This window comes from Ectobacillus sp. JY-23 (assembly GCF_023022965.1).
GTDB lineage: Bacteria > Bacillota > Bacilli > Bacillales > Bacillaceae_G > Ectobacillus.
Genome location: NZ_CP095462.1, coordinates 3,701,841 through 3,724,672 on the forward strand (window position 1 = coordinate 3,701,841; position 22,832 = coordinate 3,724,672).

General features: G+C 44.5%; 24 protein-coding genes and 2 pseudogenes. 16 read left to right on the plus strand and 10 right to left on the minus strand.

What is annotated here, in order from left to right:
- Positions 1 to 3: 3 nt before the first annotated feature.
- The 8 genes from MUG87_RS18745 (at position 4) to MUG87_RS18780 (ending at position 6,769) form a co-directional block, all read left to right on the plus strand.
- The gene (locus MUG87_RS18745) at positions 4 to 876 is read left to right on the plus strand and encodes an SDR family NAD(P)-dependent oxidoreductase (protein WP_247084173.1); all 873 of its coding nucleotides are present in this window, start codon (positions 4 to 6) and stop codon (positions 874 to 876) included.
- A 221-nt stretch (positions 877 to 1,097) separates the two neighbouring features.
- The gene (locus MUG87_RS18750; RefSeq protein ID WP_247084176.1) at positions 1,098 to 1,385 is read left to right on the plus strand and encodes a hypothetical protein; all 288 of its coding nucleotides are present in this window, start codon (positions 1,098 to 1,100) and stop codon (positions 1,383 to 1,385) included.
- A gap of 157 nt (positions 1,386 to 1,542) precedes the next feature.
- Positions 1,543 to 2,052, plus strand: a complete 510-nt coding sequence (locus tag MUG87_RS18755) for a sporulation protein (RefSeq protein ID WP_247084178.1) — start codon at positions 1,543 to 1,545, stop codon at positions 2,050 to 2,052.
- 1,989 nt (positions 2,053 to 4,041) lie between these two features.
- On the plus strand, positions 4,042 to 4,854 hold the full coding sequence (locus MUG87_RS18760) for a metallophosphoesterase (protein ID WP_247087795.1): 813 nt from the start codon (positions 4,042 to 4,044) through the stop codon (positions 4,852 to 4,854).
- 51 nt (positions 4,855 to 4,905) lie between these two features.
- Positions 4,906 to 5,346 (plus strand): HIT family protein, encoded by a 441-nt coding sequence (locus tag MUG87_RS18765; RefSeq protein ID WP_247084180.1) that lies wholly within the window; start codon positions 4,906 to 4,908, stop codon positions 5,344 to 5,346.
- A 130-nt stretch (positions 5,347 to 5,476) separates the two neighbouring features.
- Positions 5,477 to 5,950: a DUF2975 domain-containing protein gene (locus MUG87_RS18770; protein ID WP_247084182.1), complete on the plus strand. Its 474-nt coding sequence runs from the start codon at positions 5,477 to 5,479 to the stop codon at positions 5,948 to 5,950.
- Between the two features lie 10 nt (positions 5,951 to 5,960).
- The gene (locus MUG87_RS18775; RefSeq protein WP_247084184.1) at positions 5,961 to 6,176 is read left to right on the plus strand and encodes a helix-turn-helix domain-containing protein; all 216 of its coding nucleotides are present in this window, start codon (positions 5,961 to 5,963) and stop codon (positions 6,174 to 6,176) included.
- Positions 6,177 to 6,310: 134 nt separating this feature from the next.
- Positions 6,311 to 6,769 carry a sporulation protein gene (locus tag MUG87_RS18780; protein ID WP_247084185.1) on the plus strand — a complete coding sequence of 153 codons (459 nt, stop codon included), beginning with the start codon at positions 6,311 to 6,313 and terminating at the stop codon, positions 6,767 to 6,769.
- Between the two features lie 73 nt (positions 6,770 to 6,842).
- Here the strand turns inward: MUG87_RS18780 and MUG87_RS18785 are convergent, their stop codons facing one another.
- On the minus strand, positions 6,843 to 7,706 hold the full coding sequence (locus MUG87_RS18785; RefSeq protein ID WP_247084186.1) for an AraC family transcriptional regulator: 864 nt from the start codon (positions 7,704 to 7,706) through the stop codon (positions 6,843 to 6,845).
- Positions 7,707 to 8,279: 573 nt separating this feature from the next.
- On the opposite strand from MUG87_RS18785, the gene MUG87_RS18790 reads away from it, so the two are divergent.
- The 5 genes from MUG87_RS18790 to MUG87_RS18810 all read left to right on the plus strand — a co-directional run bounded on the left by MUG87_RS18790 (position 8,280) and on the right by MUG87_RS18810 (position 14,437).
- Entirely contained in the window at positions 8,280 to 9,614 is a 1,335-nt protein-coding gene (locus tag MUG87_RS18790; protein ID WP_247084187.1) for a cytochrome ubiquinol oxidase subunit I, read from the plus strand.
- Complete coding sequence (locus tag MUG87_RS18795; RefSeq protein WP_247084188.1) at positions 9,611 to 10,624, plus strand: cytochrome d ubiquinol oxidase subunit II; 1,014 nt, start codon at positions 9,611 to 9,613, stop codon at positions 10,622 to 10,624. Before MUG87_RS18790 ends, MUG87_RS18795 begins: the two co-directional genes overlap by 4 nt.
- A gap of 115 nt (positions 10,625 to 10,739) precedes the next feature.
- Positions 10,740 to 12,491: a thiol reductant ABC exporter subunit CydD gene (cydD, locus tag MUG87_RS18800; RefSeq protein ID WP_247084189.1), complete on the plus strand. Its 1,752-nt coding sequence runs from the start codon at positions 10,740 to 10,742 to the stop codon at positions 12,489 to 12,491.
- Positions 12,439 to 14,133 (plus strand): thiol reductant ABC exporter subunit CydC, encoded by a 1,695-nt coding sequence (cydC, locus tag MUG87_RS18805; RefSeq protein ID WP_247084190.1) that lies wholly within the window; start codon positions 12,439 to 12,441, stop codon positions 14,131 to 14,133. The genes cydD and cydC overlap by 53 nt, the downstream gene beginning before the upstream one ends.
- 115 nt (positions 14,134 to 14,248) lie before the next feature.
- Positions 14,249 to 14,437, plus strand: coding sequence for a hypothetical protein (locus tag MUG87_RS18810; RefSeq protein ID WP_247084191.1), 189 nt, complete (start codon positions 14,249 to 14,251; stop codon positions 14,435 to 14,437).
- 70 nt (positions 14,438 to 14,507) lie between these two features.
- Here MUG87_RS18810 and MUG87_RS18815 read toward each other — a convergent pair whose 3' ends face one another.
- The 7 genes from MUG87_RS18815 to MUG87_RS18845 all read right to left on the minus strand — a co-directional run bounded on the left by MUG87_RS18815 (position 14,508) and on the right by MUG87_RS18845 (position 18,413).
- On the minus strand, positions 14,508 to 15,050 hold the full coding sequence (locus MUG87_RS18815) for a TVP38/TMEM64 family protein (protein ID WP_247084193.1): 543 nt from the start codon (positions 15,048 to 15,050) through the stop codon (positions 14,508 to 14,510).
- 21 nt (positions 15,051 to 15,071) lie between these two features.
- On the minus strand, positions 15,072 to 15,311 hold the full coding sequence (locus tag MUG87_RS18820) for a hypothetical protein (RefSeq protein ID WP_247084195.1): 240 nt from the start codon (positions 15,309 to 15,311) through the stop codon (positions 15,072 to 15,074).
- A gap of 35 nt (positions 15,312 to 15,346) precedes the next feature.
- On the minus strand, positions 15,347 to 16,534 hold the full coding sequence (locus tag MUG87_RS18825) for a benzoate/H(+) symporter BenE family transporter (protein WP_368042548.1): 1,188 nt from the start codon (positions 16,532 to 16,534) through the stop codon (positions 15,347 to 15,349).
- Positions 16,521 to 17,078 carry a helix-turn-helix domain-containing protein gene (locus MUG87_RS18830; RefSeq protein WP_247084198.1) on the minus strand — a complete coding sequence of 186 codons (558 nt, stop codon included), beginning with the start codon at positions 17,076 to 17,078 and terminating at the stop codon, positions 16,521 to 16,523. The genes MUG87_RS18825 and MUG87_RS18830 overlap by 14 nt, the downstream gene beginning before the upstream one ends.
- A gap of 83 nt (positions 17,079 to 17,161) precedes the next feature.
- Entirely contained in the window at positions 17,162 to 17,452 is a 291-nt protein-coding gene (locus tag MUG87_RS18835) for a nucleotidyltransferase domain-containing protein (protein WP_247084200.1), read from the minus strand.
- Entirely contained in the window at positions 17,449 to 17,850 is a 402-nt protein-coding gene (locus MUG87_RS18840; RefSeq protein WP_247084201.1) for a nucleotidyltransferase substrate binding protein, read from the minus strand. Before MUG87_RS18840 ends, MUG87_RS18835 begins: the two co-directional genes overlap by 4 nt.
- A 44-nt stretch (positions 17,851 to 17,894) precedes the next feature.
- On the minus strand, positions 17,895 to 18,413 hold the full coding sequence (locus tag MUG87_RS18845) for a hypothetical protein (protein ID WP_247084202.1): 519 nt from the start codon (positions 18,411 to 18,413) through the stop codon (positions 17,895 to 17,897).
- 111 nt (positions 18,414 to 18,524) lie between these two features.
- Here MUG87_RS18845 and MUG87_RS18850 point away from each other — a divergent pair, with 111 nt between their 5' ends.
- Positions 18,525 to 19,523 carry an EAL domain-containing protein gene (locus MUG87_RS18850; RefSeq protein WP_247084203.1) on the plus strand — a complete coding sequence of 333 codons (999 nt, stop codon included), beginning with the start codon at positions 18,525 to 18,527 and terminating at the stop codon, positions 19,521 to 19,523.
- Positions 19,524 to 19,557: 34 nt separating this feature from the next.
- Here MUG87_RS18850 and MUG87_RS18855 read toward each other — a convergent pair.
- A pseudogene (locus MUG87_RS18855) lies at positions 19,558 to 19,881 on the minus strand (YnfA family protein).
- 94 nt (positions 19,882 to 19,975) lie between these two features.
- On the opposite strand from MUG87_RS18855, the gene MUG87_RS18860 reads away from it, so the two are divergent.
- Both MUG87_RS18860 and MUG87_RS18865 read left to right on the plus strand, forming a co-directional pair.
- Entirely contained in the window at positions 19,976 to 20,746 is a 771-nt protein-coding gene (locus MUG87_RS18860; RefSeq protein ID WP_247084204.1) for a metallophosphoesterase family protein, read from the plus strand.
- Positions 20,747 to 20,764: 18 nt separating this feature from the next.
- A pseudogene (locus MUG87_RS18865) lies at positions 20,765 to 20,896 on the plus strand (HAD family hydrolase); the annotation flags it as partial.
- Between the two features lie 165 nt (positions 20,897 to 21,061).
- Here the strand turns inward: MUG87_RS18865 and MUG87_RS18870 are convergent.
- Positions 21,062 to 22,789: an ABC transporter ATP-binding protein gene (locus tag MUG87_RS18870; protein ID WP_247084206.1), complete on the minus strand. Its 1,728-nt coding sequence runs from the start codon at positions 22,787 to 22,789 to the stop codon at positions 21,062 to 21,064.
- Between the last annotated feature and the right edge of the window lie 43 nt (positions 22,790 to 22,832).

Here is a 22,832-nt window from a genome sequence, read left to right on the forward strand (position 1 = left end):
GAAATGAAGCATATATACGAGGATTTAACAGATAAAACAGCTTTAGTTACAGGTGGAACGGGCGGTATTGGTAAAACTACTGCACAAGCTTTGGCAGGGCTTGGTGCTACCGTTCTAATTACAGGTCGCGATAAGAAAAGAGGAGAACATGCTGTAGAGGAAATTAAGTATCTTACAGGAAACAAGCATGTACAACTATTACTAGCAGATCTTACTTCACAGACAGATATTAAGCAATTAGCACATCACATAAAGGAGCACCATGACCTTCATATACTAGTAAATAATGCGGGTGGTATATATACAGAACGTATTCATACAAAAGATGGGATCGAAGCAACGTGGGCGCTGAACTATATGGCGCCTTTTTTAGTAACAAAGCTACTGCTTCCACTTCTAGAAAAAAGCGGTACATCCCGCATTGTTAACGTCAATGCAGCCAGTCCACCATGGAGTAAATTAAATATACAAGATATAGAGGATACAGAAGTCTATCGACCACTTCACGTATATGGGCAAAGTAAGTTGGCAAATTTGTTGTTCACCTATGAATTAGCACGTCAGCTAGATGGTACGTCTGTTACGGTGAATGCAGTAAATCCAGGTGGTGCGGATACAGCGCTCAGTCGTACAATGATCCATTCTACTATATTTCCCTGGTATCTTAAAATGGCAGCTACTATCATGAATCAGTTTTCATCTAATGAAAAAGCCGCTGTATCGTCTGTTGTCGCTGCAGCAGCTGTACAATTTGCTGGGAAGAGTGGCTTATATTTAAATCCAACAGGTAAGCCTGTGAAATCAGCAAGAGCATCTTACAATCAACAGCTAGCTAGACAAGTATGGGAGTGGGGGGAGAGTAGGGCTCTCATTTAATACGGGTCTAGCAGGATAAGGGGTCAGTAGGTAGATTTTTATACATGATTTCAATAGCCTTGCGATACTTTTTCTTGGAAAGTATTTGGTGATAAGTTCATCAAAAACATATTACAGCTATAATCATAATTATTGTTTAGTAAAACCATTTCCATATTTATGTATTATTGAGGAAATTATGTGCTAAAGTGTAGTTAACACGAATATTAGGTAGGTGGCCTATGAGAGTTTTATTTGAGTTCATTCGAATAATCGCTATATTCTTTATCATCGGTGGTGTGTTAGGAGGCTTGCTTGCAAAGGTATATGAGGCACTAGGGAGTAGAGAATATGATTGGCTAGGCTTTATAGCAGTTTTACTGCTGATTTTTGTGGTGTATCGCAACCGCTGGCAGTTTAGCGGCTGGTATAAGGGAAATGAAAAGCTTTCTAAAAAAGCATCGGCAATTCTTGTGTTTGGTGCAGTGGTTTTGTTGCTACTACCTCTAAGTCTTTCAATGGTCAATTAACAAATGTTGCAGGATCGTCACCTTTGTAAAGATCGCTTCCACTTCGGGGAAAAACGGTTACAAAACGTTCTCATTTCCATAACATACCACATTTTCAAGCTTTTCTTTGGTATTGTAAGACAAGCAAGACAACTATACCCGAAGGAGAGTGAGAAACATGTTAGAAAAATTAATGGCGAAATTAGGACACGGTGCTGCGGAGGTTGAATTGTATTTACCGAAAGATACATTCAAGCCGGGCGACCATATTCGTGGTGAATTGGTCGTACAAGGCGGCAAAGTTGAACAGCATATCGATTCTATAACAGTAGCGTTAGTCAAGGGCATGTATGCAATGGAATTCGGGGAAACGGCAAAGGTAGAAACGATGCCTATAGCGGACGAATTTACGATTCACCCGCAGGAAACGCGCAACTTCTTGTTTGATTACACCATTCCGCTCTATCTAAAGAGCGCCCCTGATGAAGGCAGCAGCGTAGAGACGCACACATACTACTTCGTAACCAAAATGGATGTAGACGGTGCGGTGAATGACTATGATCGCAAAAAGGTGTACATCACAGACTCCGGCTTGACATCATCAACAACGCATGAAGAAGTGCAGCAGGACACAGCTTATGATCCGCTACAGAATCCGATGAATCCAATTAATCGAAAGATGATATAACAATAAGGGTATAACGAAAAGAATAATAACATGAAAAATAGACCACCTTTGAACCTAGTAAGATTTATGGACTACAGAGGTGGTCTATTTAATTTCTGGATAGGCTACACTTAGTTGGACAGAAGTCATACAAATTCAATTTATAAATGAATAAAGAAAAAGGTCTCTGACAACTAGAATTCGTTCGTATACGTGAACCATGGTAGTTTTTCTTGCGAGGCACCAAAAAGAAGATAGTCACTCACACGTGATCCGCGAGCCGCTCTTGCGGGACAGCAAAAAGCAGATAGATGCTCTCACGTGGTCCGCGAGCCGCTCTTGCGGGACAGCAAAAAGCAGATAGCCACTCACACGTAATCCGCGAGCGGCTCTTGCGGGACAGCAAAAAGCAGATAGCCACTCTCACGTGATCCGCGAGCGGCTCTTGCGGGACAGCAAAAAGCAGATAGATGCTCTCACGTGGTCCGCGAGCCGCTCTTGCGGGACAGCAAAAAGCAGATAGCCGCTCTCACGTGATCCGCGAGCTGCTCTTGCGGGACAGGAAAAAGCAGATAGATGCTCTCACGTGGTCCGCGAGCCGCTCTTGCGGGACACCAAAACGCAGATAGATGCTCTCACGTGGTCCGCGAGCCGCTCTTGCGGGACACCAAAACGCAGATAGATGCTCTCACGTGGTCCGCGAGCGGCTCTTGCGGGACAGGAAAAAGCAGATAGCCGCTCTCACGTGGTCCGCGAGCGGCTCTTGCGGGACAGCAAAAAGCAGATAGCCACTCACACGTGATCCGCGAGCGGCTCTTGCGGGACAGCAAAAAGCAGATAGCCACTCTCACGTGATCCGCGAGCCGCTCTTGCGGGACAGCAAAAAGCAGATAGCCACTCTCACGTGATCCGCGAGCCGCTCTTGCGGGACAGCAAAAAGCAGATAGATGCTCTCACGTGGTCCGCGAGCCGCTCTTGCGGGACAGGAAAAAGCAGATAGCCGCTCTCACGTGATCCGCGAGCTGCTCTTGCGGGACAGGAAAAAGCAGATAGATGCTCTCACGTGGTCCGCGAGCCGCTCTTGCGGGACACCAAAACGCAGATAGATGCTCTCACGTGGTCCGCGAGCCGCTCTTGCGGGACACCAAAACGCAGATAGATGCTCTCTCGTGGTCCGCGAGCCGCTCTTGCGGGACAGCAAAAAGCAGATAGATGCTCTCACGTGGTCCGCGAGCGGCTCTTGCGGGACAGGAAAAAGCAGATAGATGCTCTCACGTGATTCGCGAGCCGCTCTTGTGGGCCAGGAAAAAGCAGATAGCCGCTCACACGTGATCCGCGAGCGGCTCTTGCGGGACAGGAAAAAGCAGATAGATGCTCTCACGTGGTCCGCGAGCCGCTCTTGTGGGACACCTAATCTTAAATCTTCTCAATCTTATGGTCCGACAAGCCTAGCGTTATACCCATATTAAGAATAATGGAGTGGAGTTTTTTTATTAAACCTGAGAAGAAGCAGTAGTAATAAGATGGTTACAACAGTACGAATTATCTCTAGTATCGGAGTAATTATGTTCTTGATATTAGGTTTTTTTTCAACATACAAGGCCCGGATTGGACTTTTATGGGGGTTTTTTATTGTTTACTTGGATTATCATGCAAGCTATAGCAATCTGTATAGATTGTACATGAAAAAAGTAAAACAGGCATTTTTGAAAAATAATACCGTAAGAGGGACCCATTGATAATGTGGTCCCTTTTGCAATTCTGTAGATTTTTCTATTTATTAGCAGCAGTCATCGCCTGAAGAACAATCAAACAACATCCGCCCATGAAAGCGCATGTGGTATGGATAAGTACATCATTTATATCCGTACGCCCCATCACACCAAGACCAAAAAAAAGGATAACCATGCTGTATGCGAGTTGAACTATCTCAATAAAAATAAAAGAAACATAGTGAGAAGCTTCCACATCTCTTTGTAAAATATGCTAATCTAGTAAAAAAGAGGTGAGATTTTGAAAAAACGTTGGTTATACATAGGGATAGTGGCATTACTTGTGGTTGTGTTTTGTTATATCCAAAATAATCTGCTAACCATAACTAAACTAAACGTTCGTTCGGAAAAGCTGCCATCTGCTTTTGATGGTTATACAATCGTGCATCTGTCAGATCTACACAGCAAGGATTTTGGCAAAGCGCTTCCTGATAAAGTAGAAAAAGAGAAGCCGGATATTATTGTGTTTACGGGTGATTTGGTAGACGCACGGCGCTATGAAGAAGAGGTTAGCCTAACACTTATGAAGCGTCTCGTTGCCATTGCGCCGACCTATTTTGTAACGGGCAATCATGAATGGAGCTCGGGGCAGTTTGCGGCGCTTGAAGGAAAGCTGCGCGATGCAGGTGTTCAGGTGCTGCGGAACGAAGCCATGCAGCTGACAAGAGCAGCAGCATCTATCCGTTTACTAGGCATCGATGACCCGCTTGGTAGCTATGATGAAGGTAATACGGTGGCAAGCGCCATTACTAGTGCAGCCCCGGGAAATGCGTTTACGCTGCTGTTATCGCATCGACCTGAATGGTTTTCGGTATATGTAAATCTTGGCGTAGACGTCGTATTTTCTGGTCATGCGCACGGGGGACAGGTGCGTATTCCATTCGTGGGTGGCTTAATTGCCCCCAACCAAGGGTGGTTTCCGGCTTATACAGCGGGTGCACATCAGAAGGGGGAGACCACGATGATTGTCAGCCGAGGCCTCGGTAATAGCGTCATTCTGCAGCGGGTGTTCAACCGTCCGGAAATTATCGTTGTGACGCTCCGCCGGTAAAGCTGTAATTTTAGAAACTTCCTGTAGCACGAATGAGAGAGGGGAAAATAGATGGAATGCTTCGGTTGCCGTTTGGCACATCAACAAGAGTCTGTGCACGTGGTGTACGAAAATGAATGGGTTTGCTGTATTTTAGATCATGATCCATTTAATGAAGGACATGTGCTGATTTTACCAAAAGTGCATGTGGAGGATATGGATGAGCTTGACGCATTGACGGCCCGTGCAGTGCTTGAAGCAGCGCAGCGTCTGACAAAGGCGGTAAAGATGCTGTATAGACCAGACGGTGTGACGATTTGTCAAAACGGCGGTGTATTCAGTGAGCTGACTCATTTTCATATGCATGTCGTGCCGCGCTATGAAGGGCAGGACTTCGCTGCGTTTTATCAGGAAGCACCCTTTCCAAATGAAGAAATACGAAGTAGGTTAGGAGAAACGAAGGCGCAATTGGCGGCGTTTTTCAATCCTGACAAAAAAGCATTCCTCATATAAGGAATGCTTTTTTGTCTAAATATAATGAAGTTTATCGATAAAAAATAAATAAAATTTAATAAAAATTTATTGTAAAACAATAAATAGGATGTTATATTCAAAGTGAAAATAAAGAAGCGAGGTGCTTGTAATGAAACGAGAAACACTCTTTTTAAAGGCAGCTGTTTTTCTAATGGGTACGCCGGTTTTGGCTTTGGGTATATTCGGTCTATATTGGTTAGCAACTCATCCAGCTAATCCCGATTACGCCCATATGCTGTATCCGCTTGTAATTGGGATATACGTCTCAACAATTCCATTTTACATTGCTTTGTATAAGGCGTTTATGCTGTTAAGTTATATTGACAAAAATCAGGCTTTTTCAGCGCTTGCGGTTACCGCTCTTAAGCATATTAAAGTTTGTGCCCTTACATTTAGCGGCGTGTACATGGTCATGATGCCCTTTGTTTTTCTCGTGGCAGAACAGGATGATGCGCCGGGTCTTGTTATCATGGGAATGGTGCCTGTGTTTGCTTCCCTGGTAATTGCCGTATTTGCAGCGGTTTTACAGAAGTTGTTGCAAAATGCCATTGATATAAAATCAGAAAACGACTTAACGGTCTGAGGTGACGAATATGGCGATTATTATTAACATCGATGTGATGCTAGCAAAGAGGAAGATGAGTGTAACAGAGCTTTCGGAGAAGGTCGGTATTACCATGGCAAATTTGTCTATCTTGAAAAATGGCAAGGCTAAAGCTATTCGCGTATCTACTTTAGATGCCATCTGCAAGGCGCTCGACTGCCAGCCGGGAGATATTTTAGAATACCGAATGGAAGAGGAAGATTAACGGTTCTGTCATATTTGTAAAATAGCTTTATTGTATAAGGAGCAGTGTTTACAGAAGTATCTCATTTCCATAACATCCCGTTTTTCTCGCTCCTTCTTTGGTATGCTAAGAAAACCTGAAGGAGAGTGAGAAACATGCTGGAAAAATTAATGGCGAAATTAGGACATGGTGCAGCGGAAGTCGAGTTGTATTTGCCGAAGGAAGTGTTTAAACCGGGAGAACATCTTCGCGGTGAGCTTGTCGTCCAAGGTGGAAAGGTGGAGCAGCGCATTGATTCTATCACAGTCGCATTAGTAAAAGGCATGGATGCAATGGAAGTCGGGGGAACGTCGGAAGTAGAACAAATTCCGATCGCAGAGGCGTTCACGATTGCCGCAGAGGAAACACGTACCTTCTTATTTGATTATACTTTGCCGCTTGATGCGGAACATGCATATTACTTGATTACAAAGCTGCAGCTAGAAGGTGCGGTCAATGATTACGACCAAAAGCGTATTCATATCGGATCGCGTCCGCCAAAAGAGCCAGAAATCTCGGTAAATGATCCGATTTTAAATCAACCGATGGGGCCGTTTAGTCATCGAATGTTGTAATCGAAAAAAGTGACCTAGATGCATATAGGTCACTTTTTGTTATAGCAATGACATTTAATACTGAAGGGCTGCTTTATCTCTTTCGAACAGGAATCCAAACTTCACTATAAGCGTAATTTGCTTTATCTTTATCCATTTTTGTATAAGAAAAAGTAGGCGCATTGATAACTTCATAATTAGAAGAAGGAAGCCATTCTGCATATACCTTAGCCATTGTTTCTTGTAAGGTAGAAGGAAATGGTCCTTCGCTTGGGAATATTGCCCAAGTATGAGCGTCAACTGGCACCTTTTCTAATTGATTGCTTACTTGCTGCTGAGTTGTTAGAACACCTATAAGGTGTGTTAAGTAACCCTCTTCTTTGAGAAAGTTGGCATCAGCCTCATAAGAAGCGCTGACGATTTCGTAAGGCGCTATATTCCGAAGTGCATGCAGTTCTTTCCGTTGTTCCTCTGTTATGCTTTGTGCAAGTTTTACGATCTCTTGGTTAATACCCTCAAATTGCATAGGTACTCGTTTGCTGACACCTACCAAATTGAACGCTGGTTTGCTTTCTATTCTAAATTCCATATTCATTCCTCCTTTGACAGCTATGACGAATGAAAGCTTAGGAAACGATTTACTAACCCCTGTTTTAATTACATCAGAGGGCAAAAATCCGCTCCACTTTTTAAAAGCCCTAGTAAAGCCGTCCATGGATTGATAACCGTACTTGAAAGCAACATCTGTCACTTTTTCACCATGTAATAAATCCAAGCTTGCCTCTGACAACCTCCTATTTTTTATATATTCACTTAGCGTTATGCCTGAAAGGTAAAAAAAGATCTTTCTAAAGTGATAGTCAGAAACCCCAGCATATGCAGAAATGACTTCAAGCGATAAATCGTCGGTTAAATGTTCCTCAATATAGTCAATTACCTCGTTTAATTCATGTAACATCGTTTCCCTCCTTTCAATATCTACATCATATCAAAGCCAATGTAGTGCGCCTCGACTTTTTTCATATGAAACATATCGAACCGATACACATAAGCAAAAGGCTGAACATAAAGGTGATAGGAGCTATGCCAGAATATATAAAACAAGTTATCTTTTTGGTGAAAATTAGCTTTTTAAAGTTTGCTATTGATTTCCGCGTTGGAATCTCTTTTTCCCTCGTTTTTTTCAATTATGAAATTCGCATTATCGAAAGCAAGATGTTACACAGCCTATAAAATGAAGGTTGATAGTAGAAATGTCTGTCTTCCTTCTTACATTCATTGTACTTGTTTTTGTTGCTTATAAAAAGCATCGGGACATATTAATTGGTTGGCATTGCTTGTTTGGGACCTGCTATCTTCTTTTGTATTTGGCTGCTTTATTTCAATTACTAATCACGCATTAGCTCTTAAAGAAGTTTATAGTCACCTGTCAAAATTTCTCCACGGTTTTGTAACAAAATCGACTTATTTGTGATAAACTTCACAAAAAGAGAGGTATATACTATTGCTATAGTATTTATACAGCTTAGAGGTGAGGAAGATGGAGTCTGTTGAATTTAGTCGGTATTTATCTATGCTGACGCTGTCGGTGCACGTGGTGTTCGCGACAGTAGGGGTTGGCGTCCCCCTTTTCATTATGATCGCGCATTGGCTTGGTTTGAAGCGCGGTGATCAGCAGTACATATTAATGGCCAAACGCTGGGCGCGCGGCTATGTAATTAGCGTTGCGGTCGGGGTTGTGACCGGTACAGCAATCGCATTACAGCTGGCGTTATTGTGGCCAAAATTTATGGAAATGGCGGGTCAGGTAGTGGCCTTGCCGTTGTTTATGGAAACCTTTGCGTTTTTCTTTGAAGCTATTTTTCTTGGGATCTACTTGTATACGTGGAATCGCTTTAAAAATCCGAAGCATCATTTTTACTTATTAATACCTGTCGCATTAGGTGCAGGGATGTCCGCGCTGTTTATCACATCGGTGAACGCCTTTATGAACACGCCCCAGGGCTTTGCGCTTGTGGATGGCAAACTCACCAACATTCAGCCGTTACTAGCGATGTTTAACCCGGCGATGCCGACAAAGGTGGCGCACGTGCTAACATCCGCATATATGACCGCTGCATTTGTGCTTGCGTCCATTGCAGCGTTTCATTTGCTGCGCGGCAGCCGCAGCTCGTATCACCGTAAGGGTCTGGCGCTGACGATGAAAATCGGTTTGGTGTTTTCAATCGCAACAGCACTTGTTGGCGATTTATCCGGTAAATTTTTGGCAGAGTATCAGCCCGAAAAACTGGCTGCAGCCGAGTGGCATTTTGAAACAGAGGGCGAAGCACCGCTTATTTTATTTGGTACCTTAACCGAAACGAACGAAGTAAAATACGCGATTAAAATTCCGTATGCGCTGAGCTTCCTCGTCCACAGCAATTTCTCAGGTGAGGTGAAAGGATTAAACGATATTCCAAAAGAGAATCACCCACCGCTTGTGATTCACTATTTGTTTGATGCGATGGTCACAATTGGTATTGGTTTAACGGTATTATCACTTGCCTATGTAATGGGCTTACGCAGAAATTGGCGCTTTATCCAAAACAAACTGTTCCGCATGCTGCTTGTAGCTTCCGGACCACTTGCAATGCTCGCGATTCAAGCAGGCTGGTGGTTTACAGAGGTTGGTCGTCAGCCATGGATTTTAAATGGTTTGATGAAAACAAAGGATGCTGCGACAACATCGCCCCATGTATGGCTTATGTTTATCGCGTTCGCAGTGCTATATCTCATCTTAATGATTGGTACGGGGGTTGTCCTTACGCGTATGTTTAAGAAAAATCCTGCCGAGCTAGAAATGGAGAAACGGGGGATTGCGCTATGACAATTGAAGTATTAGGGATTTCAGTATTATGGCTGTTTTTGTTCGGGTATGTGATTGTTGCTTCTATTGATTTTGGCGCAGGCTTCTTTAATGCCTCCACGATTATCACGAAGCAGCATCACGTTGTAAATGCTGTTATCCAGCGTTATCTATCACCGGTGTGGGAGATTACGAATGTGTTTTTAGTGTTTTTCTTTGTCGGTATGATTGGATTTTTCCCAAAAACAGCGTATTATTTTGGAACGGTTTTACTGATTCCAATTAGCATTTCCATTATATTATTGGCGCTGCGCGGCAGCTACTATGCGTTTGGTACGTACGGTACGAAGGGGCATAAAGGTTATACACTCATGTACGGTGTGACAGGTGCGCTCATTCCGGCTTCGCTTTCTACTGCATTAATTATTTCTGAAGGCGGATTTGTGAAAAAAGCTACAAATGGTACTTTGTCGCTTGACTATGCAGCGTTGTTTACGAGTCCATTTGCTTGGTCGATTGTTGTGCTGAGCTTAACAAGCGTTCTCTTCATTTCAGCTAGCTTTTTGGCTTATTATTCGCATGTGGCGGAAGATAACGGTGCGCTAAAGCTGTTCCGAAAGTACACCTGGATTTGGAGCTTTCCGACGCTGATTACAGCGCTTGGCATTATCATTGAAATGAAATGGCATAATCCGGCGCATTTTGAAGGGATGCTGCAGCTTTGGTGGCTCTTCCTGTTATCAGCGATTTGCTTCTTTATTAGCCTATGGCTTCTGAAAAAGCATAGCTACGGGTGGTCCTTTATATTCGTCGTGCTGCAATTTGCACTCGCATTTTACGGCTACGGTACATCACGTTATCCATACCTGTTGTATCCGTATTTGACCATTCACGACAGCTTTACAAACCAAACGATGGCAATTGCACTCGTTGTAGTATTTGTACTCGGTCTGCTTCTATTAATTCCAGCGTTATACCTTGTATTTAAGCTGTTTATTATGAACAAGCCATATATTAAAAAAGGAAACTAGGAGGCAGTACTATGCATGAATTTCTCTTATTTTATGCGCCTTTTCTCATCGTAATTGCGGCGGCAGCCGCTTCGTTTTGGATCGCGGCGCAAGGTGGAAAGGTTGAGGAAATAGAATGAAGCACCTGCAAGCATTTGCGCGCCGGCAAAAGGCGCTTTACTATACATTATTTGCTTTAGCGATCGGAATGGGCGGGGCAATCATTGCACAGGCGTACTTCATTGTATCTGTTGTAGATAAGCTGTTTTTGCAAAAGCAAGATTTCGCAGCTGTTGTGCCGATGCTCGGGGCGCTGCTGCTTGCGTTATTGCTTAGGACGTTCTTTTCCTATAGCACCAATCGAATTGGCATTCGTATGGCGGCATTGGCGAAAAATGATTATCGGAAACGATTGCTAGAGGCAGTATCCGATCAATCGCTATTATCGTCCTACGAAGGACAGTCTGGTCAAAAGGTAAGCTTGTTGCTAGATACGGTGGATGAACTCGATAGCTTTTTCAGCAAATATATGCCACAGCGCATGGTATCTAGTGTTGTGGCTGTTATGATTATTATCGCGCTGTTTACGCAGCACTATATTTCGGCACTCATTGTGCTGGCGACAGCACCGTTCATTCCTATGTTTATGGCGATTATTGGCCGCTCAACGCAGCAAAAGGCGGAGGAGAAGCTTGCGAACTTAAACGCTTTTTCGGGCCGCTTTTTAGATACACTGCAGGGGCTTGTGAGTTTGCGTTTATATGGACGCTCTGGTCATTATAAAGAGCTTATTCGAACGAGCAGTATTCAGTTTCGTGACTCAACGATGAGCATTTTAAAAATTGCTTTTACATCAGCATTTATGCTTGAATTTATCTCCATGCTCAGCATCGGACTTGTTGCACTTGAGCTCTGTCTGCGCCTTGTGGTCTTTAAAAGCATTGATTTTTTCCCGGCGTTTTTCATTTTGCTGTTGGTGCCAGAATTTTATCAGCTCTTAAAGGATCTTGGCAGCGCTTTTCATGCTGGCCGAAGCAGTAGCGGTGCCGCAGCGAAGGTAGAGGAAGGGCTGCTAGTGCAAGAGGCAAAAGCTTGGGGTGATGCACCGCTTGCGAAAGGACCGGTTCATATTACGCTCCGCAATGTCTCCTTTTCCTACAGTGACAACATGATTTTACAAGATATTAACACCGTTTTGCCGTCTGTCGGGCAGGTCGCCCTTGTCGGAAAAAGCGGAGCGGGGAAAACGACGCTGCTGCATATCATTGCGGGGTTACTAGAAACAGAAGGTGTTACGGTAAACGGCAAAGACCGCTTTGCCTACAAAGAACAAGACTGGCTTTGTCAAATCAGCTATATTACCCAGCAGCCGTATTTGTTCGCTGGTACAATTGCTGAAAACATTGCACTTGGTCTTGATGTGACCCGTGCTGACATCGAGGAAGCGGCGCAAAAGGCGAATATCGCTTCCATGATACGATCGCTGCCGGACGGCTACGATACGGTCATTGGTGAAGGTGGGCGCGGCTTATCAGGCGGAGAAAAGCAGCGTATTGCGATTGCGCGGGCGTTTTTGCGCAAATCGTCTGTCGTGCTGCTTGACGAACCAACATCAGGTCTTGATATCAAAACAGAGCATGTTCTGCAGGAGGCCATTGCGGCGTTGGCCGAAACGGCGCTTGTCGTAACCGTGGCGCATCGCTTGCCGACCATTCGCCGCGCCGATAAAGTGCTATTTATTCATAATGGCACAATAGCGGCAGAAGGAACGCATGAAGAATTATATGAAACAGAAGCATATCAAGCTCTATTTACAAGACAAGGAGGCGGAACAGATGAACGAGCTACTGCAGATTGTGCGTATGATGCTCCGGGAAAAACGGGATAGCATATTGTCTATCGTATTTGGTTATATCGCCGGTGTAGTGGCGGTCGGACTGTTTGCGGCCAACGGCTATTTAATTGCACAGGCAGCATTAACACCGCCTCTTTATGTCTTAATTGGGATGGTCGTTGTCGTCAAGCTCGGCAGCATACTGCGCGCTGCAAGCCGCTACGGCGAGCGCTACTTTTCACACCGCGCTACGTTTACGATGCTCGGTGAACTGCGCGTGCACTTTTTTGAAACATTGTCTGCTATGCTGCCAAGCAGCCTGCAGCGTTACCGAAGCGGCGATTTATTGTCACGCATCGTCGGTGATGTGGAAAGTATGCAAAATGTGTTTTTGCGTGTCGTGTATCCGCCGCTGGTCATGGTGACGGTGTTTCTCAGCACGATTGTATTTGTCTCCTTTTACTCCTTAGCTGTGGTCGTACTGCTTACAATCGGTCTAATAGGAACGGGTCTTATCGTGCCGGCCTGGTTTGCATATCGCCGGCGCGGGCAAAGCGGCAACATTCGCGAAACGCGCGCCGCTTTGGCAACGGAAACGACCGAATGGCTACAGGGCTTTCGAGAGCTGAAAATTCACGGGCAATTGGGAGATAAGAAGGCGCAGCTGCTCGCTGCATCGAACACGTATATCACTGAGCAAGCCAACGCAGAACAAGAAACGATAAAAGCACATGCCGTGAATACTGTCATGTCATCGCTCATTGTGTGGGCTGTGCTTGCGGTCAGTGGCTTTTTGGTGGCAGGCGGTGAGCTGGACGGACTATTTCTTGCTATGCTTGTTATGATCAGTCTTACTGTGTTTGACCATGCCGCCCCGATGGCTGCGCTCCCGCTCTATTATGAAGAAAGCGAACAGGCGGCAAAGCGTTTAAAAGCAGTAACAGAGGAAGCAAAGCGAACGCTACAAAACACATTACCAGGCGGTAATATTACCTTTTCTGATGTGAGTTATACCTTCCCCGGTGACTTCCGCCCGGCGCTTCGTGACGTAAGTTTCTGTGTGCCAGCCGGATCGAAAACAGCAATCGTCGGTGCGAGTGGGTCTGGGAAATCGACAATCGCAAAGCTCCTTTTAAAGCTGGCAGAACCGGATAGCGGAAGCATTGTTATTGGTGAAACACCGCTTGCTAATGTCACAAGCGAAGCAGTCTGGGCGCGCGCGAAGGTTGTATTGCAGGAAAATCACTTTTTTGCTGGTACGCTTGAGGAAAACCTGTTGTGTGATAACCCTGAAAATGTTCGTTCACTGCTCGAAGCAGTCGGGTTGCCACACTTTGCGTCTTCGTCTGCCGTACAAGAAAAAGGAAGTAATTTATCTGGCGGCGAAAAACAGCGCCTTGCGATGGCACGGGCCATCTGTAAAAGCGGCGATCTATGGATTCTCGACGAACCAACGTCTTCCCTTGATGACATGACCGAGCAGCGTATTTATGATCTGCTGACGCAGCACGCGAAGACGGATACGGTGCTGCTTATTAGCCACCGCCTCGAAGGCTTGCAGCATATGGATCAGATCATCGTTATGGATGAGGGGCGTATTGTTGAATCCGGTACGTTTGCGGAGCTCATGAACAAGCAGGGTGTATTTTATGAATTAAAACAGATTGAAAGCAGTATGATTGGAGCAAAGTCGTGACCAAGTGTCACGGCTTTTTGTTTGGTTCGAATAAATTGGGGAATTTTTGAATAGAAATATAGAATGCTAGTAAGAGAAATATACTTTTACTTATGTTGTAAAAAGGGGGATAAAAATGAGCACATTTATTTTTGTTTGTATTTATTTTATGCCTATTTTAGCTATCATTTTTTGTCTTAACCTTGTAGAAATCTTAAAGAAAATAAAACGTGACCAGCCGACTGCGCGTAACACATTTTTTCTTACAATATCATTTGTTTTCATGATATGGAGCATCGCAGTCGCAGCTTCTCTTGACGCGTAAGCACTTTAAAGATAGGTGCTTGCAAGCTGAAGGATAAAAAAACCATGACAATGTATCATGGTTTTTTCAATTACTTCCGCAGTCTGCGCCATGTGATAAACAGCAGCACAACTGCCAGCGCCGTAACAATCACCTTGCCCTCCCATGTCCAATTGATGACCTGATAGACGGAATACCCTTCAATGAGAAGTGCTGGCACTTTGCCAAGTGAGCTCGCGACCGCAAAGACAAGCAGCGAGACGCGGCCGATTGCGGCAACGAACGTGACTAAACCAGACGGTACGAAGGGCAAAAGCCGCAGAGCGAGAATGAGGGAAAAGGCTTCTCTGTCTTGTGCTCTGAGAAGCTTTTGCACCTTCGGATGAGAAAGCTTGCGTTCTGTCATGCTGCGAAAGCCTTTGCGGTATAAATAGAACGCCACAACCGCACCGACCGCTTCGCCAATAAATGAAAGAAGCAAGCCTTCCCAAAGCCCGAATACAGTGAGATTAGCCGCTGTCAAAAATACGCTCGGCACCACGCCAAGCACGCTGATGAGGATATTGATGAGAATGCTTAGTAAAAAAGCGATTTGTTCATAGGTAGTAAAAAGTTCTGTGATGTATTGCTGCAAGTATGAACCTCCTTCTAAATACTAGCGCAGTAAAAGCAGTGCGAGAACGAATAAGCAGGGGATGTGACTGTATACATAAAGTCGTTTGTCTACATTTCGCAGCACATGGGTAAAAAGCAGTGCGAAGCCGATGGCGCCAAATACAGGCAATAAGGCAGATACCGTACTTTCCGTTATGAGTACGATACTAGGCTTCCAGATAAAAATATATAATAACATATAAAACAAAGCGTTGAACAAGGTATATTGGATAAGCTTCACACAGAACCCCCTGTTAAAAATGTAATTTATATCCATTATACAACTTTTTTCATAGGAGCGTACAACCGTTTTGACCAAACGGTATGCACACAAATTCCTGCAAGTAAGCCCCAAAACGCCGAACCAATGCCAAACGCTGTAACACCGGAAGCTGTCACAAGGAAGGTGATTAGTGCGCTTTCTTTTTGGCTGCCCGCCATCGCCTGCGCGAGACTAGAACTGATAGACGGAAGAAGTGCGAGACCGCCAATCACCAGAATAAGCTCCCTTGGAAAAGCGCTAAAAAAGGAGGTGATGGTTGCGCCGCCAAAGCCGTACAACACATAAAGAACACCAGCCGCCATACCAGCGATATACCGCTTATTTTTGTCAGGATGCGCTTCTTCTCCGGTACAAATCGCCGCGGTGATGGCAGCGATATTAAGACTGTGCGAGCCAAACGGTGCTAGCAGCAGGGAGGCGATGCCGGTGACCGAAATGAGCGGACTTGCGGGTGTGTTGTAGCCGCTGGCCCGCAAAACACCGATGCCGGTTGCGTTTTGTGCCGTCATCGTGACGATGCAAAGCGGAAGGGCGAGACCAATCAGTGAATCTAGTGAAAAGGTTGGCATGGTGAAAACCGGATAAACAGCGCTGACGGTTACATCATGGAAATGAAAACGTCCAAAGCCAGCAGCCAAGCTAATGCCAACGAGGAGCGTCAAAATGACTGCATAGCGCGGCAGCCAGCGCTTTGTCAGCACGTACACGAGAATCATCGGCACAACAAGAGCAGGGAAGGAGCCGATGGACACAAAGACATCGAGTCCGAACTGCAAAAGAACACCGGCGAGCATTGCTGAGATGATTGCCATGGGAATGCGGTTCATTAGCTTTTCAAAGATACCGGTAATACCTAGTATCGTAATGATCACAGCTGATATGAAAAAAGCACCGATGGCTTCACTGTAGGAATACTGCGCCCAGCCAGATACAAGCAGCACAGCGCCAGGCGTTGACCACGCCGTTAGCACAGGCACACGGTAATACATGCTGAGAAAAAAGGATGTAATGCCGCAGCCGAAGGAAATGGCCCAGATCCAAGAGGAAAGCTGCGCGTGATTTAGTCCGGCAAGTTCCGCCGCTTGAAAAATAATTAACAGTGGTCCGGCATAGCCGACCATCGTTGCTACGAATGCGGCGGTAAGTGCAGATGCCGATATATCGCGCTTATACATCGCCATAATGCATCACCACCTGAATCACAGCTTCGTCGTCTCCAGCGTTATGATAGGAATGCGGTACGTTGCCAGCGAAGCGGATTGCTTCACCTGCCTCAAGTGTGTACGCTTGGTCATCAATACGAATTTGAAAGGTACCAGACGTGACTGTAATATGCTCGTGCACGCCCTCGTTATGCGGCGTAGAACGGTAAGAAGAGCCTGCTTTCAGGATAATCGTGAAGATTTCAATTTGGGTTTGCGGGTCAAAGGGAAACAGCACATACACCAGGCAATTGCCGTTGTCCTCTGTAATATCCGGTGCGCTTTTACGCTGTACAACAGATACCGACCCATGATCCTCCTGTAGGAGTGAGGAAAATGACACATGCAGCCCCGTCGCAATTTTCCAGAGCGTCGTCACGGTCGGCTGCGTCTCGCCGCGCTCAATTTGGTGCAGCATCCCCTTACTAACACCCGTCATTTCCGCTGTTTTATCCAAACTCCACCCGCGCTGTGCGCGCAGTCGCTTTACGTTTTGCCCAACAGTAATATGTATAGTATACAAATCAAAAACCCCCTTTTTGTATACTATATCACACGTTTTTGTGTGTATGCATAAAAAAAGAACCGTTATAAGCAACGATTCTGTTATACCTTCAACAAACAAACACCTTTATACACATTCGCAAGAAGCTCTGGGTTGTCAACGTTATTCAAATGTAACATATCAATTTTGCATAGCGTCCATACTTCCTCCTGCACATGTAAAACCAACAAATTAAATTCGATGTCTGACAACCCGTTCGTCCGAATGGCGATGTCATAATCGGAACGCTCACTAGCTGTACCAGCTGCGCGTGAACCAAATAAGTACACTTCCTCTATTCCTTTGTAAGCGTCTAGGATAGATACAATCTGTGCAACCACTTTATCCATCATAGTGTACGCACCTTTTCATGTAAACTATGAAGAAACTGGAGAAGCACTTGTATATGCTGTGAGATAATTCGCTGACAAACAAGCCGAGCCATTTTTTCATCATATGTATGGGATGTCATATTTCTATCGGTAATCATACTGAGCCAGGCTTCAGCATTTTGAATCATTCCTGTACTATAGGCTTCTTTAAACACAGCTCGAGGCGAACTGATTCCCACAATACCTTCATATTCCAAAAAAGATTTCATGAGTTTCCAAGCAAGCTCATATGTAAATTCGAATCGCTGAATAATGCCATCTACTATAATAGATTGCTCGAGCGGTAAAGCGGCAGCTTCTTGTAATCGTTTGACTGCTTTTTCATAATTTTGTAATTTGTACAACAGTTTTTCCTTCATGCATACACCTCATCGTAACACTACATAAGTATGAAGTTAGCCTATCATAAATTGCTACTCTTTTCCACTCGCGCTCGCAGTATCTCCTGAAAACGTACTAGCGCTTTCTCATATGCGATCTCTCCAGATTGGTAGCGCTCGTCGTTTAGCTCCCGTTCTAAGTCATACAAATCGGCAAGCTCGGGTTTAAGCGCTTGTATGCCCGCTGTATCTAGCTTCTGTAGGTAACGTGTATATACGTCTAAATCCAGAAACAAGTGCTCTATATACGGTTGTAGCTGTTTCGCAACCAGCTTGTCGTAAGCGTGCTGATCGTCTCGGATGATGCCGGCAATCACATTCGGCGGACTTTGTAAAAAGGCCTCCATGTAGCCTTTCGCGTACGCTAGGTCTTGTTCGGTCTCCGCTGCTTCTAAATGATGAACGATTTGCCCGAACTGGAAAAGCACAACGGAATAATGATGCTGGTAGATGCTTAAGGCCGTTTGTTCGGTTTGCATAGATGTAGTCGTTTGCGATGAGCAGCCAGTAAGCAAGATAAGCAGTAGAATTAACTGTTTCATACAACACCTCCTGTTATGTGATTCAATAGAAGTAAAAAACATCCTCTATACAATGACAGTCTTATAATCTTATAATATAGATATAATGTTTTAAGAGAAAGGAATACTAAGATGAGACAAGTATGTGACGTCTGCCAGATTACAAAGCGTGGTTATCGCGTACATATAACGGACGAAGTCATAGCTCAAAAGCTAGCTATGTATTTTAGCAGTTTTGCGGCTACTGATTTTATACATATAGATACACAAACAATGTGGATGGAAGAACATATCTTTTTTGATGTCATGGATTATTTAGGCATACACGGCGGCGCTGATGCGGTGTTCGCGCAGGGGCAAGAAGAAGCGTATAAGCCGATTCGTGAATTTGTCGCAGAAAGAGAAGCAGCCTGGATTGATGATATCATTCAAGAGCGCCGCATTCGGACCCATTATCAGCCCATTGTCAGCAGACAGGGAGAGGTTATCGGTCACGAGCTGCTTTCACGAGGTGTCGGAGAGAATGATCGTCTCATCCCGCCATTTACCTTATTTGAAGCGGCGCGTGTGCGCAATCGCCTTTTTGCCTTGGACCGAGCGTGCCGGCTGGCTTGTATTCAAAATGCAAGCGGTGTAACAGACAAACTGTTATTTATTAACTTTATCCCAACATCAATTTACGTACCGGAGCATTGTCTAGCGACAACGATTCAGCTAATTGAAGAATTAAACATGGATCCCGCGCAAATTGTATTTGAGGTCGTTGAGACAGACAAAGTGAAAGACATTGCCCATCTTAAGCGAATTTTACGCTACTACAGAGATCACGGCTTTAAATACGCGCTTGATGACGTAGGCACTGGCTATAACAATATCGAGCTGCTGGAGGATTTGCGGCCAGATATTGTCAAACTAGCAATCGAGTTTACAAACGGCGTCAGCACGGATCTAGACAAGCAGGATATGGCAAAGCGCGTGTTAGAAGCGGCACACGGTATGCATGCTCTCGCTTTAGCAGAAGGGGTAGAAGCAGAGGAGGACCTTGCGTATCTACAAGCACTGGGCTACGACTTGTTTCAAGGCTATTATTTCGCCAAGCCGCAGGAACACCCAGTAGAGGAAATCGCATAAGAAAAAGCACTGTCCCTCGACAGTGCTTTTTCCATTAGCTTCTGGGCCACAGCATCACACAGACGCCAACGATACAAAGCACGCCGCCCAGCCAATCATATGTATCTGGTGTTTTTTTATCGATCAGTCAGCACCAAAACAGACTCATTACAATGAACACGCCGCCATAGGCTGCATACACGCGACCACAGCTAGGAAACGCCTGCCAGGTGGCAATAATACCGTACAGCACAAGTGCTATGCCGCCCAACAATCCCAGCCAGCCTGAGGCACCTTCACGAAGCCATTGCCACATCAAATAACCGCCGCCAATTTCAGCTAAGCCAGCTAACAAAAATATCAAAGTTGCTTGCAGCACTTACAACACTCCTGACTGTATTTGCTTCAGTCTCAGTATAGCATGTTTGTAATATTGCAATTATAGCACGAAATAGCAGGGGATTTGGCTATTTATGTTGAAATATGTAAGTGAATTGATTGATAAAAAAGAAGGTGAAGTCTTGCGATTTGCAGTCATTACAGACATTCACGGCAACGCACCTGCCTTGCGTGCCGTTTTACATGAGATTGATAGGATGAGAGATATTGAGCATATATATTGCTTAGGTGATATGATTGCGATTGGGCCTGATACGAATGAAGTGCTGGACATGTTGTTTGCGCGACATGATGTGACGATGGTGACCGGCAACCATGATGAAGCCGTATTGGCACTTGTAAAAGGAGAGATGTACCCTCAAAGTCATGCGCAGACGAGAGAGCATCATCAGTGGATTGCAGAGCGGCTGAATCCGATGTTCATTTCCAAGCTAGCCGCTTTACCGCGCACAATGCAGCAGGAGATACAGGGGCATCGTTTTTTATTTCTACACTATCAGCTCGCGAAACCGGATGCACCCATTAGCGACGATCCGTTCAGTCCCATTGTCGAGCCTACGCTCGCAAACATGCGGCAGCTCTTTGCTAATTGCGAGGCCGATTGCATCTGTTTTGGTCATCATCATCCTGTACATGATTTTCGAAGCACAAGTCCGATGTACATCAATCCAGGTGCGCTCGGCTGCGGCGGGGTCGCGCCCTATGCAATTGTGACCGTCGGAGCTACGATTGAAGTAGAGCTATGCGCTGCGATATATGAGAAAAAGTACTTTTTGGCATCGTATGAACGATTAGAAGTGCCAGACCGGGCATTTATTTTGCGGGTGTTTCATCAAGTCAACTAACAAGAAAAGAGTGATAATATGAATATTTTATGGGATTTTGACGGAACGCTGTTTGATACATATCCAGCGTACACCAATATGCTGGCAGAGGTATTGGGAGAGCGAGACATTTATAAGCAGCTGAAAATTTCGTACTCGGATGCGCTGCAGCAGATTATACATTACAAAGCTATCAGGCATTTTTTGAATTGGATTTTTTAGTGAAGAACGAAATGTAAAAGTAGTTATCATGTAGCTTCACCCTAAAGTGTTTATATGCTATATAAAAGAGGATGTCCCACCACTTAGGTTACATCCTCTTTTATTATGAAAGTATTATTGCGGTACTGCGACCCAATGACCGTTAGAAACCTCTACTAATTTACTATTATGTAAATCATAAGTTTGTTTACTTTCCTCATGTATTACTGGTTCGTTTTTAAGTTTAATAGTAGGGTCAGGAATAGGTATGGCTTTTAACAATGCTTTTGTATAATCGTGTTGTGGATTGCTATATAACTCTTCACTTTCGGCAATTTCAACGATTTTCCCCCCATACATAACCGCTACTCTATCGCTAATATGTTTGACCATAGATAAATCATGAGCAATGAATAGGTAGGTAAGGCCAAGTCGCTGTTGCAGTTCTTCCAGTAATGTGACAACTTGAGCTTGAATAGATACATCTAGAGCTGAAAGCGGTTCGTCACACACCAAAAATTTAGGCTCTACTGCTAATGCACGTGCAATCCCAATACGCTGTCTTTGTCCACCGGAAAACTCATGGGGATAACGCATCGCATGAGAGGGGCTTAACCCTACCATATCTAACAGTGTTTCTACCTTTTTTGTTCTTTCCAATTTTCCTCCTGCCAAACCATGGATATCTAGAACTTCTCCAATAATATCGAGCACTTTAAAGCGCGGGTTTAAGGAGGAATATGGGTCTTGGAAAATCATTTGCATATGGCGTCGCATGATTTGCATTTCTTTTTTTGACAAACGGTTCATGGAAATACCTTTGTAATATACATCTCCAGCGGTGGGCGTATGTAATTGCAGAATGGCGCGTCCTGTCGTTGATTTTCCTGAGCCTGATTCACCAACAATGCCCAATGTTTCCCCTTCACGAATATAAAAGCTTATATCATCTACGGCTTTTATGATTTGCCCTTTTCCTAAATCAAAATATTGCTTTAGCGATTTAACTTCAATTAAAGGTTGCGTTTGTTCAGCTGTTTTTATTTGCAGGTGCTGCTTTGGTTTTTTTGGTTCATGTAAACGAGGCAGTGCATGTAGTAACCTTTTTGTGTATGGATGTTTAGGCGCTGTAAACACCTCTTCTGTTGTGCCATATTCAACAATCTCTCCATCCTTCATGACGGCCACACGATCACACATGCCTGCAACAACACCAAAATCATGGGTAATAAGTATGATGGAGGTATCAAAACGTGTTTGCATATTTTTCATTAAGCGCAAAATTTGTGCCTGCACAGTCACATCCAATGCGGTTGTTGGCTCATCTGCGATTAACAGGGCTGGGTTACAGGCAAGTGCAAGTGCAATCATTGCGCGTTGTCTCATTCCGCCGGAAAATTCATGTGGATATTGATTGTAGCGGATTTCGCTATCATGAATACCAACGAGCTGAAGCATTTCAATGGTTTGGCCTTTCGCTTCCTGTTTGGAGAGGTTTTGATGCTTAATTAAGGATTCGGCAATTTGTTTTCCGACGCGAATGGTAGGATTTAAAGATGTCATTGGATCCTGAAAAATCATACTAATATCGCGCCCGCGTATATATTCCATTTCTTTTTCCGTTTTATCGGCGAGATTCTCTCCTTTAAAAAGAATTTCTCCTTGCTTCACAAATGCAGGAGGTGATGGCAACAGGCGCATAATAGAGCGAGCTGTGACACTTTTGCCACTACCGGATTCCCCTACTATCCCGAGTATCTCGCCTTTTTTTACTTCAAAGCTCACACCTCGAACTGCTTGATACTCTTGTTTTTGCAATTGAAAAGATACATGTAAGTCTTTCACTTCTAATATGGGTTCCAACTTCTCCACCTACCATTGAAATTTTCTTTCTTTTTTAAAAATA

Coding starts and splice junctions, on each gene's coding strand:
- MUG87_RS18850 (WP_247084203.1), top strand. CDS start 18,525: ATGAGACAAGTATGTGACGTCTGCCAGATTACAAAGCGTGGTTATCGC.
- MUG87_RS18780 (WP_247084185.1), top strand. CDS start 6,311: ATGCTGGAAAAATTAATGGCGAAATTAGGACATGGTGCAGCGGAAGTC.
- MUG87_RS18775 (WP_247084184.1), top strand. CDS start 5,961: ATGGCGATTATTATTAACATCGATGTGATGCTAGCAAAGAGGAAGATG.
- MUG87_RS18835 (WP_247084200.1), bottom strand. CDS start 17,452: ATGATGGATAAAGTGGTTGCACAGATTGTATCTATCCTAGACGCTTAC.
- MUG87_RS18795 (WP_247084188.1), top strand. CDS start 9,611: ATGACAATTGAAGTATTAGGGATTTCAGTATTATGGCTGTTTTTGTTC.
- MUG87_RS18810 (WP_247084191.1), top strand. CDS start 14,249: ATGAGCACATTTATTTTTGTTTGTATTTATTTTATGCCTATTTTAGCT.
- MUG87_RS18825 (WP_368042548.1), bottom strand. CDS start 16,534: ATGGCGATGTATAAGCGCGATATATCGGCATCTGCACTTACCGCCGCA.
- cydC (WP_247084190.1), top strand. CDS start 12,439: ATGAACGAGCTACTGCAGATTGTGCGTATGATGCTCCGGGAAAAACGG.
- MUG87_RS18860 (WP_247084204.1), top strand. CDS start 19,976: ATGTTGAAATATGTAAGTGAATTGATTGATAAAAAAGAAGGTGAAGTC.
- cydD (WP_247084189.1), top strand. CDS start 10,740: ATGAAGCACCTGCAAGCATTTGCGCGCCGGCAAAAGGCGCTTTACTAT.
- MUG87_RS18845 (WP_247084202.1), bottom strand. CDS start 18,413: ATGAAACAGTTAATTCTACTGCTTATCTTGCTTACTGGCTGCTCATCG.
- MUG87_RS18755 (WP_247084178.1), top strand. CDS start 1,543: ATGTTAGAAAAATTAATGGCGAAATTAGGACACGGTGCTGCGGAGGTT.
- MUG87_RS18785 (WP_247084186.1), bottom strand. CDS start 7,706: ATGTTACATGAATTAAACGAGGTAATTGACTATATTGAGGAACATTTA.
- MUG87_RS18765 (WP_247084180.1), top strand. CDS start 4,906: ATGGAATGCTTCGGTTGCCGTTTGGCACATCAACAAGAGTCTGTGCAC.
- MUG87_RS18750 (WP_247084176.1), top strand. CDS start 1,098: ATGAGAGTTTTATTTGAGTTCATTCGAATAATCGCTATATTCTTTATC.
- MUG87_RS18770 (WP_247084182.1), top strand. CDS start 5,477: ATGAAACGAGAAACACTCTTTTTAAAGGCAGCTGTTTTTCTAATGGGT.
- MUG87_RS18840 (WP_247084201.1), bottom strand. CDS start 17,850: ATGAAGGAAAAACTGTTGTACAAATTACAAAATTATGAAAAAGCAGTC.
- MUG87_RS18745 (WP_247084173.1), top strand. CDS start 4: ATGAAGCATATATACGAGGATTTAACAGATAAAACAGCTTTAGTTACA.